The organism is Sphingobacterium sp. xlx-130, from assembly GCF_011007405.1.
GTDB lineage: Bacteria > Bacteroidota > Bacteroidia > Sphingobacteriales > Sphingobacteriaceae > Sphingobacterium > Sphingobacterium luzhongxinii.
Genome location: NZ_WFKN01000003.1, coordinates 177,351 through 196,753 on the forward strand (window position 1 = coordinate 177,351; position 19,403 = coordinate 196,753).

Genomic DNA, 19,403 nt, shown 5'->3' on the forward strand with positions numbered 1-19,403 from the left:
TATGACAGGAGAAACTAGAATTAGAAATTCATTCGCCAATAAGACATGGCAAGAAATAAAAGTTAAGGACTCGTGGCAGATTTTTAAGATCATGTCGGAGTTTGTAGACGGTTTTGAAAAACTGGCAAAAATAGGACCATGTGTATCCATATTTGGATCTGCACGTACGCCCGAAAATCATCAATATTACGAGATGGCGGTAGAAATTGCAAAACTACTGGCCGAGAAAGGATACGGCGTGATTTCAGGAGGAGGTCCTGGTATTATGGAAGCGGCCAATAAAGGGGCTTACCTTGCTGGCGGTAAATCTGTAGGTCTAAATATTGAATTGCCTTTCGAACAGTTTCACAACAAATACATCGATAGGGACAAGATTATGGAGTTTAACTATTTCTTTGTCCGTAAAGTGATGTTCATGAAATACTCACAAGGATACATCGTAATGCCGGGAGGATTTGGAACGATGGATGAACTCTTTGAAGCGATCACATTGATTCAAACTGGAAAAATCGCTCGCTTTCCGATTATCTTAGTAGGCTCGGATTATTGGGGTGGCTTATTGGAATGGGTCGAAAAAACAATGCTAACCAACAGTTACATTTCTTCGGAAGATTTGAAACTTTACCGTTTGGTAGATTCGGCAGAAGAAGCTGTAGAGCATATCTTGCGTTTCTATGACAAGTATCTGTTAAAGCCAAATTTTTAATAGCTTTGGTTCGGAAAAAGGAATCCCCTTCGAAATTCGAAGGGGATTCCTTTTTATTTGGTTAACTACTTCTTAGTTGAAAATATAACGAATACCAAATTGGCCTTGCCATCTGGAGCTTAAGTCAGAAACGTTATATGGCAGATTGTCCTTAGGTGCACTAAACGTATACCCTCCATTATTATTATTATAACTAACCAACGTCAACGCTTGATTACCCACAAAATAACTTCTTCCCCAATCTTTATTCAATAGATTCCCAACATTAAAGATATCAAAAGTAAGCTGCAATCTATTTTTACTACCAGAAACCAATACACCTAGATCTTGGGTAATCCGTAAATCAAATTGATGTTGCCAAGGAAGTGAAGATCCGTTCCTTTCAACATATTGTCCACGCTTAGACTTCAAATAATCATCTCCTTCAATGTAAGCATTTAAAGCCTCCCATTGTTGCTGAGGTGTAGCAATAACTTTCCCGCTTCTATCTTTTAAGTCTATCAATTTAATTTCACCCATCGTATTTGGAACATACAGTAAATCATTACTGAATGCACCATCTCCATTTAAGTCACCGTTATACAAATAGGTGAAAGGAGAACCTGAAGTTCCAGCATAAAACAAATTGACAGAAGTTGAATATAATTTATTTTTACCGTAAGAAACCCCATATCCTAATGAACCAATTACCCTATGCTTGAGGTTATAGTTTGAAACTGTTAAAGCTGGATCATTCGGGTTATTCACAATCTGCACATACTCCCAATTCGATAACGCAGTACTACTTGCTCCATCATTGACAGATTTTGCACCTCCATTTGTATAAGCAACCATAGCATTAATACCGTTATTAAATCGCTTCTTTAATTGAGCTGTTAAACTGTATGTATATCCCTTATTCGTATTGTCCATCAATATAACATTTGTAAAAGCACCTGAATTAACACGTTGTCCAGCATAAGAAGGTCGAGTGTCTGCTCCTCCAGTCAAAGCTGGATCTATAGCTGCTTTAGAACCAGAAATATTAATATCTGAATAGACTATATTATTAAGAGTTTTAGAATAAATCCCTTCTAAGGTTGCTTCAATTCCGTAGGGCAATCTAAAATCACCTGCTAAATTAAATCTAGCAACCTGTGGGATTTTAAAATCTTCATTTACTAAATTGACCTCTGCTCGAGTAGACCCTGCTCCCATATTTTTTTGGTTTTCGATATTAGGATCAAATCCATTCCCACCATTAATACCAGTAGTTCTAGCATCCACCGTACCAAACAACATACCACTATTAGAGAATTGGTTTGAAAGCCATACAAATGGTACTCGTCCCGTAAATATTCCTGCACCACCTCGTACAATAATTGAACGATCACCTTGAACATCATAGTTAAAACCTAGACGAGGAGCCCATAACAATTTTCCGCTAGGCGTATTATCAGTTCTATATCCAGGAAAAGATGCTTCAATCTTTTCATTTCTTAAAGGCTTATCACTAATTACAGGAACATCGATACGAAGACCATAGGTAAGTTTTAAATTATCTATTACTTCGGATTCTCCCTGTACGTAAAACCCTAACTGAGCAGCATTAAACTCAGCAGAAGGTCTATCGTTGCCTGGAATTAAAGAATATGTTGCTCGAACACGATTTGGCTTATTATCTAGATAGTCTTGAACACTATTAAAATCCCATCTTCCGTTTAGATTATTAATAAATAAGTTCCTAAAATTGAAGAATTCATTGTGTGTCCCAAAAGTAAACGTATGTTTACCAACATACCATTTAAAATTATTAGTAAATTCAAATATAGTTTGATCTAATTCGTTTGCAACAGAACTTCTCTGTGAACCGAACTCAACTGAATTTGAAGAGACACCACCAATATTTCCTATTGTGATTTGAGGGAACAATCCGCCTGCAATATCTCTGGAATCTTTAATAGAGGAATATCCTATAATCAAATTATTAGAAAATCTGTTGTTAAAATTACTCCTCAATTCAGCCACAGCTACATGTTGCTTGTTCGAAAACTTGTATGCATTATTTCCAAAACGGAAGAACGTTCCAGTCCGACTGATGTTGTCATCGAAAGCATCAATATAATTATACCTTACCGCTAAGGAATGTTTTTCGTTAATATTCCAATCTAATTTCGTAAATATTTTATTATTTTGAGTATTAACATCCTGTGGTCCCACTGCCCCCACATCATAACCATACTTATCTAATGTATATTTGGCAATAGCTTCGGCTGTTGCTAAATCAATAGCAGCTCCAGGTTCACCAGCATTGTACGATAACGGTGACGATCTTCTTCCCATTTCTCCATTTAGGAAGAAAAACAATTTATCCTTTACAATAGGTCCACCTACTCTAAAACCATATTGGTTGTCTGAAAATTTGTCTGATTTCTTATTTGTAAGAACATTCTTTCCGATCGTATTTTGATTTCTGAAGAAAACATAAGCCGAACCTTCAACCTGATTAGTACCCGAACGTGTTACTGCATTCACACCTCCACCAGTAAAATTACCAAAAGTAACATCATAGGGAGCAAGTACAACTTGAATTTCTTGAATGGCATCCAAGGAGATAGGTTGTGTGCTTGCCTGTCCTCCAGGCGTACCTGAACTTGCTAGACCAAAAACATCATTATTTACAGCTCCGTCTATTGTTATGTTATTGAACCGATTATTAGCACCGCCAAATGAGTTTCCATTGGCTTGAGGTGTCAACCTGGTGAAATCCTGAAGGCTGCGGCTTAAAGTCGGCATTTCTTCCAACTGCTTTTTACCAATAACAGTTGAAGCTCCTGTTTTTAGAGTTCTGCTGCCTTTTACTCCCGTCACAGTAACTTCTTCCAAAGCTTTGGCTTCATCACCGAAGATAGGATTCAATACGAAGGCTTGTCCTAATTGTAGATAAACATCCTCATAAACTATAGGATTTTGGCCTACATAGGTCACTTCAACACGGTAAGGTCCGCCAACCCGCATATTTGCAAGGTTAAAACGTCCTGTGGAATTGGCTGAACCAGAGTAAGCGGTACCCGATGGCAAGTGGGTAGCTTTGATTGTCGCACCAACCGTAGCTTGACCAGCGGCTTCGGTAACAACCCCTGTCATACTGCTGGTTGTAACTTGGGCTTGGATGGTACCATAGCTGGCCAAAACCAAAGCGAAAAAAAGTAAAGATTTTTTCATATTAAATTTAGATAGTTATATCGGCGACAAAATTAACAAGAGTATTAGCAAAAAGACACACTTAACATAAACTTAATCTTCAGTAAACCAACAACTAACAAGTAAAACCATAAACATCACGCAACAAAAATTAGCTATATTTCAAAACATAACAGAAATAACCAACTCTTATTAAAAAATTACAATTTTTTTGAAGATTAAATTATCATTTTAACAAAAATTAACATTTTAAAAATTATATCAATAAACTCTAATAAATTAAAACCTCAAGTAACAACAAAATTTTACCCTAAATAACAAATTGACCGAATAGAATAAAACATACAAATAATCACTTATTTCACTCTTATATACATACTTATTATTAACTAAAAAGTTATCTTTGCAACCATATTTATAAGTTAATCTAATAATGCAAAAAAAATCCACTCTCTTGTATGCTGCCTTAGCATGCATGCTTACTGGTAATATTGCTTTAGCCCAACAAGTAATCACTGGTAAAATCACGGACGGGAAACATCCCATCGCCGGAGCAACAATTTTGGTTTCTGGAAGTAAAATCGGGACATCTTCGGATGCCAATGGTAATTTCATCCTAAAAACAGAACACAACAATGGACAATTAGAAATCAAATACATTGGTCATGCAACACAGTCACTTACATTTTCGGAAAAAAGTACTATCGGAACGATAATTTTAGTTCCTACTGCAGATCAGTCTCTGGATGAAATCGTTATTGTCGGAAAAGGGGTAATTGATATCGCTGAAGGCAGACAAACGCCAATCGCTGTATCTACTATCCGTCAAGAAGAAATTGAAGAAAAGGTAGGTGCACAGGATATTACTGCTGTATTAGCAAATACTCCATCTATTTACATTACGAGTCAGGCGCGTGGTTTTGGTGAATCGTCTATGACTACCCGTGGTTTTGATCAATCCAACACCGCTTTCCTATTAAATGGACAACCCATCAATGGTATGGACAATGGTCGCGTTTATTGGTCAAACTGGAATGGTCTAGCTGACATTGCTTCTTTAGTACAGATTCAACGTGGATTAGGATCTTCCAAACTTGCGATATCTTCTGTAGGTGGTACAACAAACTTTGTTACCAAATCAACAGATAAAAAAGTAGGGGGAGGCTTTAGTCGCACTATTGGTAATGACATGTACCGTAAATCGACCTTAGCTTACAATACAGGTTTGCTAAAGAGTGGATTTGCTGTATCAGCAATGATTACAGACTGGCGTGGAGATGGTTATATGGACAGAACCGAAGGAGCTGGTCAAAACTACTTTTTATCCGTCGGATACAAAGTAAACGAAAAGCACAACTTGAACTTAATGGTAACTGGTGCACCACAATGGCATAACCAAGGTTATACATCGAGATTAAGCAATTTCCTAAAAAATGGACGTAGATACAACGACAACACAACTATAATCAACGGTGTAGAAATGAATCCACGTAAGAATTTCTACCATAAACCAGTTGCTAATCTTAACTGGGATTGGCAAATATCAGACAAAGCGTCTTTATCTACAGTAGTGTATGCTTCTATGGCTAGAGGTGGTGGTCAGTCTTACCAAAAAGCGGATAAAACTTTTTCAGCGCCTTTATTAGTTGCAGACGTTAACAACCATCAGTGGTTTGGTATCGTTTCTAATTATAACCGTAAATTGAATGACTACTGGAATTTCAATATTGGTTTTGACTTACGTGATTACAAAGGTGAACATTACAAACAAGCAACTGACTTACTTGGAGCTAACAGCATAGGTCACCAAGGAAATGTTAATTTACCTGGAATCACTAACATCAGCAACACCTATGCGACAAATCCTTGGAAAACTTGGGGTGATCGCCCTAAAAATGTAGAAGACCGTCTTGCTTGGGACTACGATCAAATGATACGTTATGGAGGAGTCTTTGGACAACTTGAATTTGCAAAAGACGGATTTACAGCTTTCTTCCAAGGATCCGCTTCACAACAACAGAATATCCGTGAAGACTATTACTTGTACAAAATAGGAGAAGGTAGATCTGAAAATGTAAACAATTTCGGGTATAATGCCAAAGGGGGATTAAGTTACACGTTAGACCAACACACCCTATTCGGTAATGCAGGTATCTACTCTAGACAACCGTATCAAAATAACATTTTTATGAATTATAGAAATGATATAAACACCAATGCGGAGAATGAAGAAATCATCGGTTTAGAACTCGGTTACAAATTTTCTTCAGAGTACTTTGACCTCAACCTTAATGCTTATCGTACAACTTGGGACAACCGTGTTACGGGCAGCTCTTCACGTGCTACAGCCAATGACGTAAAAAAATACAACCCTGCAAATGACCCTGCAATTCTTGCTGAAAATGATTATTTGTACTTCTCTAACTACGGGGTTAAACAAGTACACCAAGGTTTGGAACTGGACTTTGTAGTTCGTCCTTTCAAAGGCTTCCGATTAAAAGGTTTTGGTTCATTAGGTGATTGGAAATATGACGGAAACGCAACGACTATCGTGCGCAACGAAGCTCGTGTTGAACTTGCCACAACATATCGTGACTTGACTGATGTACACGTGGGTGATGCCGCACAGACTTCATTTGGTGCAGGAGCAAAATATTCTTTACCAATGGGATTGTCTTTTGACGCTGATTATAGACGTTATGAAAGGCTATACGGTAGCTTACCTAAAGTAGGGAGCACACTTCATTTACCAAACTACGAATTGGTGGATGCTGGTATATCGTACAAGCTTCAATTAAGCCACAAAAACACACTGAGTATAAGAGCAAACGTAAACAACCTGTTTAACAGCTTGTATATTACAGATGCTACTTCAAATGTAGAATCAAAACCAGATGCTACTTATTGGAAAGGTATTGACACATCCAATTTCGTATTAATGGGATGGGGTCGTACTTGGAACGGATCAGTGAAAATGTCATTCTAATCCTTTTGCCAGAATAACATAAGAAGAATAAAGAGGGGGCTTTATAAAGTCTCCTCTTTTTTTTAAGAAAAATTACTAAATGAGTCTACATAATCTAAGGAAATTATCTGTTCATTCATCATCCGTACACGCTTCTTTCGACTCGATATCTCATACATTACGGTCAACTTTTCTCCTTTTTTTTCAATACCTTTCCGTAGAAATGCGATACTAGTATCCCTTAAAAAGGTTTCAAACTCATGCAATCTTCCCATTTTATTATCGATAAAGGTTACGTAAATCGTCTTTGAAAAATAAACATTCGATAAGAATGTTTCCATCTTTTGGAATAACGACAACACAACGACCATGAGTATCGCAAGCCCAATAGCTAACGTAAACTGACCAAATCCAACGAGCATGCCCACAGCAGCCATGGTCCATATTACCGCTGCTGTAGTAAGTCCTTGAACAGAAAATTTGCCCTGATATATAACCCCCGCACCTAAAAAACCTATGCCGGTTACAATATTGGCCGCAATTCTATCATCCGAGAGATTACCTAAGCGAGATCCCATCGTAAAGATTGTTGCACCGAGGCAAATCAAAATCACCGTACGAAAGCCTGCCGATTTATTCCGATATTCACGTTCCATCCCTACCACAGAGCCACAAAGAAGAGAAACTAAAATTGTTTGAAAGTTTTCGTTCGAAATTAAATCATCAATCATATCGTTATTAAGGTAAATCTATTATAGTATAAAATTAACTGCATACGCAACGTGCAATCCTTGGGAAAGTTATCTATAAACCCATAAAAAAGCAAGAAGATTATTGCAGTTTAACCTACTAAAGTTTACATTTATATCAACTTAGATATCGAATATTATGAACTTAAAAGGAAATCATCCCAACGTGCGAGGACAGCGCTATCGTACAATTCAATTTTCCTTGTGGAACAAAACTATCCGGATAATTTTTATTTCCTTCACACTACTGTTAGGCGCCTGCGCTTCCTACAATAATTCTTCTTTCTCTTCCCAATTGAGACACAGCAACTGCAATCAACAAAATATATACAGTTATAGTGAAAATGATTTACCGACCCCACTCTATCAATTACAAATAGATAGTGTGCTCAACTCCAAAATATCGAGAAAGAGTCTTAATATAGCAAATGCTATTGGTATTATAGACCAGTTGACTAAATATGCCAACACCAAAGAACACAACAACGTCGCATCTGTCGAACAGAAACTAGATAGGGTTAGTTTAAAACTGGACATCTTTCAGAAAATAAATAATGCTTCGTTGATCGTATCGGCCGTCTCTTCGGAAATGGACTGTGAAGAAGAACGTACCAGTCAAATAGCCAACTTTTTAGAAGGCAAACAAAGTGACCTGGAATCAAGATTAACCATTAGCGCTATTGTCATCGGTGCCAGTGGTGCTATCGCGACCGGCGGGACCATCAGTAACGAGCGAGTCAGTAATACCATAGGTATAACCACAGGTATCGCTGAAGCCTCTCTGGGTCTATTAATGTTATTTAATAAACGTAAAATTGATTTTTACCACGAACGAAATGCCTTGAAGGATGTATGGCTCGGTAGCGATACTTCTACAAACTTTCCTCCGTTTATCTGGTACTATCTCAACTATGCCGATCCTAATGTTACCGAAAGTAAATCGGTACGGCTTCAGATAATCGAAAAATGGAAAAATTTTGGTCAAATTGATGAAGATGATGACAAAGAGCAACTGGATGGATTATATTTCGGAAAAGGCGGTAAATATAATGCGGACCAGCTCAATAACCGTGCGGATATGTATGATCAAGTAGAGTCCCATATTAATTTACTAAAGCAAGAACTGATGGCACTCTCGCTCGAAATCGAAAAACTATAATAAGTAAAGGACACCGTTAATGTAATATTTTTGTCGAAAAACGACATGAAAGATCAATCTTAATCGCTAATTAACATTGATATTGGTAATATTGGATATAATTAAAACTAAAAACTCATGAAACTAGTTAAAACAGCTTTATTTGCTGCGGCATTGTTCTCCGCACAATTTACTTTTGCACAGTTTAAACAGACTCCCTTGCCATATGGATACAATGCATTCGAAGAATCAATTGATGCAAAAACCATGGAGATCCATTATTCAAAACACGCAGCAGCCTATACAGCCAATCTTAATAAAGCAATAGCAGGAACAGCAACTGAAAAAGAAAGCATCGAAACACTTTTATCCAAAATTTCGGGACAAAGTGCAGCCGTGAGAAACAATGGTGGTGGGCACTATAACCACGAGCTTTTCTGGACGATCTTAACACCAGAGAAAAACACAAAACCTTCCGACAAACTAGCAAAAGCAATCACAGAAACTTTCGGTTCTATTGATGCCATGAAAGAAAAAATAAATGCTGCTGGAGCTGCTCGTTTTGGATCAGGTTGGTCATGGTTAGCCGTTGATAAAAACGGTAAGTTATTTGTTAGCTCTACTGCTAACCAAGATAACCCACTAATGGATGTTGTTGAAGAAAAAGGAACGCCAATTCTTGGATTGGATGTCTGGGAACACGCTTATTATTTAAAATATCAAAACAAACGCGCTGACTACTTGGCTTCAATCTGGAGCATTATCAACTGGAAAGAAGTAAGCAACAGATACGAAAAAGCTTTGAAAAAATAAGCATACATAAAGAAGGCATCCCTTAGGGATGCCTTCTTTATGTATGGAGTCACTAAACACAAGTGTTTCTGGTTTAAGCAGTAGTCGCTCCAAGTGCCATATATCCTCTTGGATACATTTTATTAGACAGATACGGAGCTAATTACCCGCATAAATGATTTCTAATTACTATTGATTGTATTTGATCTCATATTTCTAGCTTAACAACTAACGTACCAATCGCTCGATTGTCTGTTCCAGGTCCACTAAGTCAAATGGTTTAGGCAGATAGGCTTCAGCTCCTGCCCTATTCGCTAATGATTCTATATCACTATTCGCAGAACAATACACAACAGGAATATGTTTAAATTTAGAATTGTTTTTCAATAGTTGCGTTGCTTCAATACCACCAATATCTGGAATCCAATTGTCCATTATTATAACATCAGGCATTGCCACTTCTACTCGCTCAATAATATCATGTGATGTCTCGGAAATCTCTACAGTATATCCAGAGGCTTCTAAAACAATAGAGAAAATACTCAATATCGTCTTATCGTCATCAAAAATCATGATTTTCTTACTCATAAATAGATCTCCTTTTTAAATTTTACTCTCCTAAATTATTAATATAAGCAGCCATATCTGAAGGAATCAATACATTATCGACCCGTAATTGCTGCAACGCCTGTTTAGGCATAAAATCAACCTCCGCCGTGCTAGGCTCCTGTACACAGATCACACCTCCATATTGTAAGATATAAGATAAACCTTCAACCCCATCGCTATTTGCCCCCGACAATAACAGAGCGACTGCATCAGCTCCAAATACCTGTGCCGCCGAATAAAAAGAAACATCGATTGAAGGTCTGGAGAAATTGACCTTTTCCGAAACATCTAAGGACATCGATCCATCACGTTCAAACAGCAAATGATAGTCCGCCGGAGCCAAATAGACTTTACCTTTCTCTAAATTCATTTTATCAGTCACTTCTACTACAGGCAACGTGCTATAGGCATTCAGTAGCATACTCAAGGTACTTTCAGGGTACGCCTTTCGATGCAAAATTATAATGATACTCAGCAAAGAATTGGGATCAAGCTGAGGTAAGATCCCAAGAAGTACATGTATGCTTCCTGCGGATCCACCAATTAACACAACTTTTGATCTACCTGTCATATATTTCAGTGCTTTCTCCAAATTTTCTCTTCACTAACCTGTCTGTACCGCCCCTCTATGCTCGAAAAGCGTAACGTTTCTTTTGTACCTAAAGCCAGATACCCTAGATTTTGAAGACTTTCGTCAAAAACTCTAAACACACGCTCCTGTAGGTTCTTGTCAAAATAAATCAAAACATTTCGACATAATATCAATTGAAATTCATTAAAAGAACTATCCGAAACCAAGTTATGCGTGGAAAATATCATTCTTTCGCTCAATGAAGAGTCAAATTTAGCAAACTCATACCCAGCGACGTAATACTGGGAAAAGTCATTCTTTCCTCCAGAGAGAATATAATTTTCCGAGTATAATTTCATCTGATTCAATGGAAATATTCCATTAGCGGCTTTTTCTAGGACAGTAGGATTAATATCCGTAGCATACATCAATGATTTATGATACAGATTTGCCTCTTTAAGCAATATTGCAATCGAATACGCCTCTTCTCCGGTGGAGCATCCAGCGATCCAGATACGGATCAATGGATAGGTTCCAAGCCTGGGCATCACCTCTTGTCGGAGCATTTTATGAAAGCTCGGATCCCTAAACATTTCGGTCACATTTACAGTGATTTCTTCAATAAATCGCTGTAAGTATGAACTGTCATTAACGACCCGATACCGTAGCTCCGCAAAACTCGAAAAACGATCAACAAGGCAAATTCTATTCAACCGTCTCTTGAGAGAAGCCTGGCTATACTGTGTAAAATCATAGCCATACAGTGTTGCTACATCATTAAGTAACAAATTGATTTCTTCGTCTTTCAAGATATCCGGTTCCAGCATCACATCCACTTTTTTATTACATCCAACAAAACATCCACCTGTATCGGCTTTGAAACATAATCATTCGCTCCCGATGCAATACATTTCTCCCGATCACCACTCATTGCTTGAGCTGTCACAGCTATCATTGGAATTTTGGGATATTTAGCAGAGTTTCTAACCGTGCTTATCGCTTCATACCCATCCATATCAGGCATCATCATATCCATCAAGACCAATCCAAGTTGATTATTTTCTTCAATTATTTGTAGCGCTTCTCTAGCATCTTGGCATGATATAACTTTATATCCTTTAGCTTTTAATGTAAGCTCAAGTGCGAAAATATTACGCACATCATCGTCAACTATCAATATCAAGTTTTTGATTTCCATTTCCAACAAATCATACTTTAGATTCATACAACCATACGCGCAATAAGGAAAGCAATTGATCCTTATCAACAGGTTTCGAAATATAGTCCGAAGCCCCTGCTTGAATACATTTTTCACGATCCCCGATCATTGCCTTAGCCGTGACCGCTATTATTGGTAACCGGGCAAACGCAGGCATTTTCCTGATTTCCCTTATCGTTTCGTAGCCATCCATCTCGGGCATCATCATATCCATCAACACGACAGCAATATTCGGATTTTGCTTTACTACATCCAATGCTTCTTTACCATTGGTCGCAGACAGAACTTCCATCTGATAAGGTTCTAATGTCTTGGTCAATGAAAAAATGTTACGAACATCGTCGTCTGCGACCAATACGGTCTTACCGACCAACACTTCACTCAAAGAGCCTAATTTATTGATCCGTTTCTTTTCGACATGTCCATTATTCTCTTCAACCAAATGTAAAAACAACCCTACTTCATCAAGAATACGCTGGAATGAGTGCGCCGTTTTTACAACAATAGAATCTGCAAACTGTTTGATTTTTAACTCTTCAATCTGTGACAATTGCTTACCTGTAAATACAATAATGGGCAGGTTCTCTAGACCTGGATTAGCTTTAATTGCTTCCAATGTTTGATACCCGATCTTATCAGGAATTCCCATATCCAATATCACACAATTTACATCTTCTGACAGCAATGCATCTACTGTCTCAGAAACATTTTCCTTGATCTCCGATTGAATATTGAAATTGCTCAAAAAATAGGATAGAGCGGTAGCGTGTTTTTCGTTTTCCTCTACAATAAGTACTTTTTTGGGATTTCGGTTTAGCGCGTCCTCAATCCGTTCGAAAATCCGTCCAATCTCCTCAATAGCGATAGGCTTATTGATAAAATCTATAGCCCCTTTCATCAAGCTCTCGCGTTTCATTCTGAGCGAAGACATCATATGAACAGGAATATGCCGTGTTTTAGAATTATTTTTCAAATCATCCATAACCTGCCAACCGTCTTTTATCGGCAACTGAATATCTAACAAAATTGCCAAGGGCTGATATTTATCGGCTATTTCCAAGACAAGATCACCTCTTACCAATACAATACCCTTATATTTTTGTTGTCTCGTATATTTCAACAATGCCTTTGCAAAATTTGTATCATCTTCAACAATCAAAATCAATTTATCTCCCTCTCGGATGTTATCTCGATCATCAGCTACATCTTCCGGTATCTCTATCGTACGATATGATAAAGAATCAATAGCGATAGGATCCTCAACTGTGGACACAGGCTCCTGCGGTACCAATTCTATATCTGCAGAATCGACTACAACCGTCTTGCTTTTGTCCAGCGGGATTGCAATCGTAAAAGTACTTCCTTCCTCCGGCTTACTCACTAAAGTAATCTCTCCCCCAAGTAGACGCATGATCTCCCTACTGATAGAAAGACCAAGCCCGGTCCCACCAAATTTTCTTCTTGTCGAACCATCTGCTTGTTGAAAGGCTTCAAAAATCAATTTTTGATTATCCGGGCTAATACCGATACCCGTATCCTTTACAGCAAATTGAATAAAATTGGAATTGGTACGACATGAGCTCACTCGAAACGAGACACCACCTTCAATTGTAAATTTAATCGCATTAGATAATAAGTTTCGAAGTACTTGTTCCAACCTAAGTTTATCGGTCTCGATAATATCAGGAATACTATCATCTATATCGATAGACAAGTCGATTCCTTTCTCCTGTACCAATGGGCGAAATAGACTTTCTAATTCCTTACAAAGTGCCGAGATACTAACTTGTTGATATTCGAGATCCATTTTTCCCGCTTCAATCTTAGAAAGATCCAAAATTTCATCTATCAGCGTTAATAGTCCTGTTCCTGAACTCTGAATGACATTAGCGGATTCCACTTGTTCATCTGTCAGATTCTCTTCGACATTTTCGGACAACAAGCGTGAAAGCAATAAAATAGAATTTAGCGGCGTGCGTAGCTCATGAGACATATTAGCCAAAAACTCTGATTTATATTTCGTGGTGAGAGCCAATTCCTCGGCTTTCTTTTGAATTTCTTCATTCCTTGAAGCAATGAGCTCATTCTTCTCTTCCAACAGCTTGGATCGCTCTTCAAGTTCTTGATTACTCTGTAACAGTTCCTCTTGCTGTACACGAAGCTCTTCTTCAGAGGCCTGCAGTTTTTGTGCTTGGGCTTCTAGCTCAGTGTTTAGATTTTCCAACTCACTATGTTGCGTTTGCAGTTCTTCCGACTGGGCTTGCGTCTCTTCTAATAAATTTTGGACCTTATTTCTTCCATGAGCAGCCAATAACTCCAAAGCTATAATTCTACCTGCTTCTTCAAAAAACGAAACAGTTAACGCTTCAAATTTATCAAATGTGCCCAATTCAAACACACCATAGCATTGTCCCTCCAGCATCAATGGTAACCATAAGATATGCTTTAGTTTCAACTGTCCGTTCGTAAAACTAACCGTAAACTCCGAGTTATCAATATCCTCCAAAAGTTTAATACGCTTGTCCAAAAAGACTTGCCCCACAATCCCTTCGCCAAATTTCAAATTCTCACGCATCTGCCCCTCTAACCCATAATAACTTCGCAACACTAACTGATTCTTATCTAATAAATATAAAGCACCATTAATGCAACGCCCATAGTTAATTAAATGAGCTAACGCATCTTCCGCGATCATACGTTCATTTTTATTTCCCACTAGAACTTCATTTAGGAGTGCCAATCCAGTTTGCTTCCACTCATTATCATGTATTTTTCCAAATGCATTATCTAGCGAAATTGTCATTCCATTAAGCGAATTTGCTAAACTGCCCAACTCATCTTTTTCAGCATCATCAACCCGCACAGAATAATCTCCAGCAGAAACTCTCTTAGCAATCTGTTCGATCATTCGGACTCTGGTTCTCATTTCCTCATCCTTCTCTTTAAGTATGTTCTGAAGTTTTTCACGCCTTCTGAATTCACCACGAATCTGCATATAAAATACGATAGTGATTAACAAAGAGAAAATTGCGGCTATCACAATAAATATAGAGGTAATATTAGAAGAGCTGTCCAGTTCTGCATTTTGCTTCTTTAAGACAACATGTTCAGCTGTTAAAAACCGCTCTATCAGATTCCGGCAACTGTCCATATAGACCTTGCCCTCTTCCAGTTGTTCAGATGCTATATTTATGCCTGCCCTCTTTTGCTTTTCCCATTTGCCTAAAATAGACATTCTCGTGTCTACCAAAGATGATAGGCTATCCAAACGTAGCCCTTGATTTGATTCTTTAGACAGCAATGATCTCGCGTCACGAAAGGATTGAGGCAATGAGGCTTGGCTCTTCAAATATGGTTCTAAAAAAGACTCCTTATTGGTGAGATAGAATCCCCGCTGTCCAGTTTCCGCATTCTGAAGATCAATAAGAATATGATTTACAGATTGAATCAATTGTTGTGTAGTGACCAATTGATTCCGGTTATCAATCTGCTTTTTAATACTGATATAAGAAGCCGTCGAACTTGCAATAAGAACAAGCAATGAGATTCCGAAACCTATCTGTAATTTTCTGATAATTTGTTTAGGCATCCTTCCTTAATTTAATGGTATACTGAAATAAAAAGTAGTTCCTTCTCCACTTACGCTATTGACACCGTAAGTACCTTTATGCTGCCTCACTATTTCAGCGCAGATATACAGTCCAATCCCTAATCCCTGAAACTTAACAGATGATTCTTCGACCCGGTAGAATTTCGAAAAAACATAGTCCTGCTTCTCTTTGGGAATACCTATTCCAAAATCCTGAACTGCAATATATGCATGCGAATCACGTTGTTCGGTTTTAACCAATACCTTTTCAGATCCTGGAGAATATTTTATGGCATTCGTCAAGAAATTGATCAGTACTTGCTCAATACGGATTGCATCTGCGTTAACTTCATCTACAAAAGGCTCGCCCTCGCGCTCGATGCGAATAGCTACATGTTGATGTGTATGTGAGATGGTGTCTATGGCATTAACAACCAAAGATTCTAAATCAAAAGGTCTACAGTTAACCTTTAGCTTACCGTTCTCTATCTTAGAAATATCAAGAAGATCAGCAATAAGACTCTCTAATTTAATTACTTGATCTTGTGCACGATGGATATATGTAGAAACCTGTTCATTTCCTGTCGAGACAATCAATCTTTCCAAAAGTTGAATGTAAGCCTTTATACTGGTCAGGGGTGTTTTCAACTCATGACTAGCAATACTTAAAAATTCATCCTTCTTATTCTCGATCTGCTTTTGATCTTCAATATCAGTAAACGTACCAACCCAGCTGTTTCTCTCAACTCCTTCCTTAACAGGTATGATTCGAAGCAAGTGAAAACGATATACCTTTGTATCGACATTTCGGATACGTACTTCAGCTTCAAAAGGTTCACCTGATTTTATATTTTCTTCATAAAATGTATCGATCGAAGTATCATCGATATGAATTTCAGGAAAATCTATAGCTGTCTTTGCATATTTAAACCAATTTTCATTAACAAAAGTAATCTCTCCCGAAGAGTCTGCGGTAAATGCTATCTGTGGAATAGCTTCCAGAACAGTATGAAAGAAGTCTACTTTTACTTTCAGTTCTTCCTGCGCTTTCTTTCTACTCTCAACCTCAAGTTGCAATTTACGCTTCACCTCATTCAAGGCTAAAGTCTGCTCATACAATCGGTAAAAAGTCTTTACTTTGAGCATCAGTATATCAGGATCTACAGGTTTAGTAATATAATCAATACCTCCTGAAGCATAACCTTTCGCTATGAATTTTTTATCGGTGTTGACTGCCGATAAGAAAATAATAGGGATTTCCTTTGTTTTACTATATCCAGCCAATATCTCTGCGACTTCAAATCCATCCATTCCAGGCATCTGAACATCGAGGATGATCAACGCATAATCTATTTTCAAGACCTTTTTTAAAGCTTCCTCCCCAGAAAGCGCAGTATCCACATCAAAACTCTTCGATTCTAATAAGCTCCTAAGCGAAAAAATATTTTCTGGCTTATCATCCACAATCAAAATCATCGATAAACAATTAGTTGTTCTATTTCAATTAAAGGCCATATATGCTACATGCAGGAGAAGCCTCTACCAAAATAATAAAAAAAAGAAAAAGAATCGAACCTAGCACCTATAAAACTTGGTTGATAATAAAAGATTGATTGTTAAACATTATATTATCTCCTAGCGCTTTACCTAAAAACAATTTACCTATTGGAGACTTTGGAGAAACGACATATAAATCAGGACACATTGGTAGACGACCGATACTTACCGCTATAAGATACCAAGTACTCTTATTAACCTCAACTAAACTACCAATAGACAAAACAGATGAGGCTTGATAAGTATGCTTAATTCGTTCAAGGCTCTGTAGATCTTCATTAGCTAAGCTCAACTGTTGTTGAAATCGACTTAAATCCTGCTGAATCATCTCTCTACTTGTTTCATATTTATCCCCGGCACTACTTTTCGTATCTTCCAACAGGGAGTTGTTCGCAGAATCTATAGCCAAGGTAATTTCCTTAATTCTATTCTGTACATATTCAAAACATGCCTCTAATATATCTTCTCTATTCATATGTATATAACTTGTTTTTTATCTGTCATATGGAATATCCAAACTATATTATGCACGCTTTTATAACGAAAGGGTGTGCATGCTGCTTCGCGGTCATTCGTATTTGCGCAGAACTGCTCCATGGATATTTCATTACATATCACCACTATTATAAACGATGAACGCCCGATTAACACGGGCGTTCACAAATTTCATTGTATTTGTAAGTCTAGTTTTTCAAAGCTTCTTTTACGTTTTTAGCTTTTCTCTCCGCTTCATTCGCTGTTTCTTTAACAGCATTTTCAGCTTTCGCACCAGCATCTTTCAACTTTTCTCCAGCCTCATCAGCAGAATTTTCGATCGCAGCGCCTGTCTTTTTTGCTGCATCTTTCGTAGCGTCTACCGCATTCGTAACACCAGACTCCACCTTTTGGCCAGCATCTTTCAATGCTTCTTTGGCTTTATTCCATGCAGCCTCAGCATCTGCAAGGGTTTTGCGCGCAGTTTCTTCCGCTTGCTTGTCACCTTTGGCGACAGCTGCCTCTAGATCGGCCTTAGCTTTATTATAATCCGCTTCTGCCTTCGCTGCAGCATCTTCGGATATTTGATCCATCTTGTTCAAAGAGTGATCCAATTGTTCACCTGCTGTAACCTCACTGTCCGCATTTTTGTCCTTAGAAGGAGAATTGTTGCACGATGCAAATGTTATTGCTCCGGCTACCACTGCTAATAATACATTTTTTTTCATTAGATATAAATTTTAAATGGCGATGGATCTATCAGCTATACCGATATCTTCTAGAATACGATCGACGCATGATCCATACAAATGAGTTTAGTTAACGCTACTAAATACTCAATTTGTGTGCCAAAACAAAACTCTTACCATTCTACCCAATAGGTACATGCTACCCGGATTGTAAGGGGTGAATTTCTAAATCAAAAAACTAAAATTTGGGATAAATTGTACCCTTTGCAGCTTCTAATGTATTTTTTAGCAAACCGACGATAGTCATTAATCCTACTCCACCTGGTACAGGGGTAATCCATGAAGCTTTTGCCGCTACATTATCAAAATCAACATCACCGTAGAGCTTAAAACCAGACTTTGTTTCTGTAGAGTTTTCTCTATTGATTCCCACATCGATTACGATCGCTCCTTCCTTCACCATATCAGCCGTTACAAAGTTCTTTTTACCTATCGCTGCAACAATGATATCGCCACGCAAAACCTCTGTCTTAAGATCTTTTGTTCTACTATGCGTCAAAGTAACTGTACAATTTCCGGGATTACTATTTCTAGCCAACAGGATACTCATTGGCGAACCGACGATATTGCTTCTCCCTACAACCACAGCATGTTTTCCTGCTGTGTCAATACCATAATGCGAAAGCATCAACATAATACCATAAGGTGTTGCAGGAATGAAGCATGGCAAATTACGCTGCATCCGACCTAAATTAATGGGATGGAAACCATCAACATCCTTTCTATGATCGATAGCCTCCGTTACCTTATCCGGGTCAATATGAGCTGGTAAAGGCAACTGTACAATCAATCCATCAATAGTAGGATCTGCATTTATTTCCTGAATTTTAGCGATCAATTCCGCTTCAGAAACAGCAACATCATAACGGATATTAGTTGACTCAAAACCTACCAGTTCACAGTTTCTCATTTTACTGGCTACGTAAGTTTCACTACCGCCATCATTTCCTACTAAAATAGCAACAAGATGAGGCTTTCTTCCAGCAGCAGCGGTGAAAGCCGCGGCTTCAACTTTTATATCTTCTTTAATCTTTGCAGATACTTCTTTACCGTCTAATATATTCATAGTACTTAGTAGTTCGTATTTAGTAGTTAGATACCG

15 protein-coding genes are annotated in these 19,403 nt (G+C 37.9%); 4 read left to right on the forward strand and 11 right to left on the reverse strand.

The window, feature by feature from the left end:
- The first annotated feature begins 1 nt into the window (after window position 1).
- Window positions 2–706: a TIGR00730 family Rossman fold protein gene (locus G7B18_RS04010; RefSeq protein ID WP_164108277.1), complete on the forward strand. Its 705-nt coding sequence runs from the start codon at window positions 2–4 to the stop codon at window positions 704–706.
- A 72-nt stretch (window positions 707–778) separates the two neighbouring features.
- On the opposite strand, the gene G7B18_RS04015 is transcribed toward G7B18_RS04010, so the two are convergent.
- Window positions 779–3,910 carry a carboxypeptidase regulatory-like domain-containing protein gene (locus G7B18_RS04015; protein ID WP_164122107.1) on the reverse strand — a complete coding sequence of 1,044 codons (3,132 nt, stop codon included), beginning with the start codon at window positions 3,908–3,910 and terminating at the stop codon, window positions 779–781.
- A gap of 412 nt (window positions 3,911–4,322) precedes the next feature.
- Between G7B18_RS04015 and G7B18_RS04020 the strand changes: the two genes are divergently transcribed.
- Window positions 4,323–6,875, forward strand: a complete 2,553-nt coding sequence (locus G7B18_RS04020; protein WP_164122108.1) for a TonB-dependent receptor — start codon at window positions 4,323–4,325, stop codon at window positions 6,873–6,875.
- A gap of 62 nt (window positions 6,876–6,937) precedes the next feature.
- On the opposite strand, the gene G7B18_RS04025 is transcribed toward G7B18_RS04020, so the two are convergent.
- Entirely contained in the window at window positions 6,938–7,585 is a 648-nt protein-coding gene (locus G7B18_RS04025) for an MgtC/SapB family protein (RefSeq protein ID WP_164108274.1), read from the reverse strand.
- Between the two features lie 157 nt (window positions 7,586–7,742).
- Between G7B18_RS04025 and G7B18_RS04030 the strand changes: the two genes are divergently transcribed.
- Both G7B18_RS04030 and G7B18_RS04035 read left to right on the forward strand, forming a co-directional pair.
- Window positions 7,743–8,762 (forward strand): hypothetical protein, encoded by a 1,020-nt coding sequence (locus G7B18_RS04030; protein ID WP_164108273.1) that lies wholly within the window; start codon window positions 7,743–7,745, stop codon window positions 8,760–8,762.
- A gap of 117 nt (window positions 8,763–8,879) precedes the next feature.
- Window positions 8,880–9,554 carry a superoxide dismutase gene (locus G7B18_RS04035; protein ID WP_164108272.1) on the forward strand — a complete coding sequence of 225 codons (675 nt, stop codon included), beginning with the start codon at window positions 8,880–8,882 and terminating at the stop codon, window positions 9,552–9,554.
- Between the two features lie 207 nt (window positions 9,555–9,761).
- Here G7B18_RS04035 and G7B18_RS04040 read toward each other — a convergent pair whose 3' ends face one another.
- The 9 genes from G7B18_RS04040 to G7B18_RS04080 form a co-directional block, all read right to left on the reverse strand.
- Window positions 9,762–10,121, reverse strand: coding sequence for a response regulator (locus G7B18_RS04040; RefSeq protein WP_164108271.1), 360 nt, complete (start codon window positions 10,119–10,121; stop codon window positions 9,762–9,764).
- Between the two features lie 22 nt (window positions 10,122–10,143).
- Window positions 10,144–10,713 carry a chemotaxis protein CheB gene (locus G7B18_RS04045; RefSeq protein WP_164108270.1) on the reverse strand — a complete coding sequence of 190 codons (570 nt, stop codon included), beginning with the start codon at window positions 10,711–10,713 and terminating at the stop codon, window positions 10,144–10,146.
- A 5-nt stretch (window positions 10,714–10,718) separates the two neighbouring features.
- Window positions 10,719–11,540, reverse strand: a complete 822-nt coding sequence (locus G7B18_RS04050; RefSeq protein ID WP_164122109.1) for a CheR family methyltransferase — start codon at window positions 11,538–11,540, stop codon at window positions 10,719–10,721.
- Entirely contained in the window at window positions 11,540–11,911 is a 372-nt protein-coding gene (locus G7B18_RS04055) for a response regulator (RefSeq protein WP_164108548.1), read from the reverse strand. Before G7B18_RS04055 ends, G7B18_RS04050 begins: the two co-directional genes overlap by 1 nt.
- Window positions 11,912–11,921: 10 nt before the next feature.
- Window positions 11,922–15,521 (reverse strand): response regulator, encoded by a 3,600-nt coding sequence (locus G7B18_RS04060; RefSeq protein WP_164122110.1) that lies wholly within the window; start codon window positions 15,519–15,521, stop codon window positions 11,922–11,924.
- 6 nt (window positions 15,522–15,527) lie between these two features.
- Complete coding sequence (locus tag G7B18_RS04065) at window positions 15,528–16,997, reverse strand: ATP-binding protein (protein ID WP_164108268.1); 1,470 nt, start codon at window positions 16,995–16,997, stop codon at window positions 15,528–15,530.
- Window positions 16,998–17,103: 106 nt separating this feature from the next.
- Entirely contained in the window at window positions 17,104–17,553 is a 450-nt protein-coding gene (locus tag G7B18_RS04070; protein ID WP_164122111.1) for a 3-oxoacyl-ACP synthase, read from the reverse strand.
- A gap of 208 nt (window positions 17,554–17,761) precedes the next feature.
- The gene (locus tag G7B18_RS04075; RefSeq protein WP_164122112.1) at window positions 17,762–18,280 is read right to left on the reverse strand and encodes a hypothetical protein; all 519 of its coding nucleotides are present in this window, start codon (window positions 18,278–18,280) and stop codon (window positions 17,762–17,764) included.
- 199 nt (window positions 18,281–18,479) lie between these two features.
- Window positions 18,480–19,367, reverse strand: a complete 888-nt coding sequence (locus G7B18_RS04080) for a bifunctional 5,10-methylenetetrahydrofolate dehydrogenase/5,10-methenyltetrahydrofolate cyclohydrolase (protein ID WP_164108265.1) — start codon at window positions 19,365–19,367, stop codon at window positions 18,480–18,482.
- Window positions 19,368–19,403: the final 36 nt, after the last annotated feature.

What these genes read in the sequence shown, in the direction of transcription:
- G7B18_RS04010 (WP_164108277.1), top strand. Translation starts at nt 2, where the DNA reads ATGACAGGAGAAACTAGAATTAGAAATTCATTCGCCAATAAGACATGG.
- G7B18_RS04015 (WP_164122107.1), bottom strand. Translation starts at nt 3,910, where the DNA reads ATGAAAAAATCTTTACTTTTTTTCGCTTTGGTTTTGGCCAGCTATGGT.
- G7B18_RS04020 (WP_164122108.1), top strand. Translation starts at nt 4,323, where the DNA reads ATGCAAAAAAAATCCACTCTCTTGTATGCTGCCTTAGCATGCATGCTT.
- G7B18_RS04025 (WP_164108274.1), bottom strand. Translation starts at nt 7,585, where the DNA reads ATGATTGATGATTTAATTTCGAACGAAAACTTTCAAACAATTTTAGTT.
- G7B18_RS04030 (WP_164108273.1), top strand. Translation starts at nt 7,743, where the DNA reads ATGAACTTAAAAGGAAATCATCCCAACGTGCGAGGACAGCGCTATCGT.
- G7B18_RS04035 (WP_164108272.1), top strand. Translation starts at nt 8,880, where the DNA reads ATGAAACTAGTTAAAACAGCTTTATTTGCTGCGGCATTGTTCTCCGCA.
- G7B18_RS04040 (WP_164108271.1), bottom strand. Translation starts at nt 10,121, where the DNA reads ATGAGTAAGAAAATCATGATTTTTGATGACGATAAGACGATATTGAGT.
- G7B18_RS04045 (WP_164108270.1), bottom strand. Translation starts at nt 10,713, where the DNA reads ATGACAGGTAGATCAAAAGTTGTGTTAATTGGTGGATCCGCAGGAAGC.
- G7B18_RS04050 (WP_164122109.1), bottom strand. Translation starts at nt 11,540, where the DNA reads ATGCTGGAACCGGATATCTTGAAAGACGAAGAAATCAATTTGTTACTT.
- G7B18_RS04055 (WP_164108548.1), bottom strand. Translation starts at nt 11,911, where the DNA reads ATGGAAATCAAAAACTTGATATTGATAGTTGACGATGATGTGCGTAAT.
- G7B18_RS04060 (WP_164122110.1), bottom strand. Translation starts at nt 15,521, where the DNA reads ATGCCTAAACAAATTATCAGAAAATTACAGATAGGTTTCGGAATCTCA.
- G7B18_RS04065 (WP_164108268.1), bottom strand. Translation starts at nt 16,997, where the DNA reads ATGATTTTGATTGTGGATGATAAGCCAGAAAATATTTTTTCGCTTAGG.
- G7B18_RS04070 (WP_164122111.1), bottom strand. Translation starts at nt 17,553, where the DNA reads ATGAATAGAGAAGATATATTAGAGGCATGTTTTGAATATGTACAGAAT.
- G7B18_RS04075 (WP_164122112.1), bottom strand. Translation starts at nt 18,280, where the DNA reads ATGAAAAAAAATGTATTATTAGCAGTGGTAGCCGGAGCAATAACATTT.
- G7B18_RS04080 (WP_164108265.1), bottom strand. Translation starts at nt 19,367, where the DNA reads ATGAATATATTAGACGGTAAAGAAGTATCTGCAAAGATTAAAGAAGAT.